The organism is Mesorhizobium sp. WSM4830, from assembly GCF_055811495.1.
In genome coordinates this window covers 1-411 of record NZ_JBVVQI010000121.1, presented here as the reverse complement: position 1 = coordinate 411, position 411 = coordinate 1, and the positions used below count along the sequence as shown (strand labels likewise).

The 411-nt window shown below is 57.7% G+C and carries 1 pseudogene; it reads right to left on the bottom strand.

Features of this window, described 5'->3' with window-relative positions:
• Positions 1–77: 77 nt before the first annotated feature.
• Positions 78–411 (bottom strand): annotated as a pseudogene (locus tag AC0L2Y_RS34625) (OmpW/AlkL family protein); the annotation flags it as partial.

Here is a 411-nt window from a genome sequence, read left to right as displayed (position 1 = left end):
TGGCTGGCCAAACAGCGATATCGAGGCGCTTATGCCTTGGAACTACCAGCGCTGAACGGCATCAGCTACCCGCTTACGAAGTTGACGCCCCAGTGCTGGTCCACCATGTAGTCGAACCCGACCTGCAGCGCGGTGCCGAAAGTGTTTTTGACCTTTAGATCATCGGCGCTGCCGGCTTGCTGATGATAGAAGATCGTATAGTTCACGCCGGCGCGCCGACATAGGGCTTGAAGGCGCCGAAATCGGTAAAGTGGTACTGCAATGTCAGCGTCGGCGGCAGCAGCCAAACCTTGCCGATATTCCCCAGCCCGCCGATCGAGCCTTGGCCTGTGACGTTGGCATAGGTGGTGCCGAGGATAAGCTCGGCTGCGACGTTGTCCGTGAAGAAATACGAAATATCGAGTTCCGGCG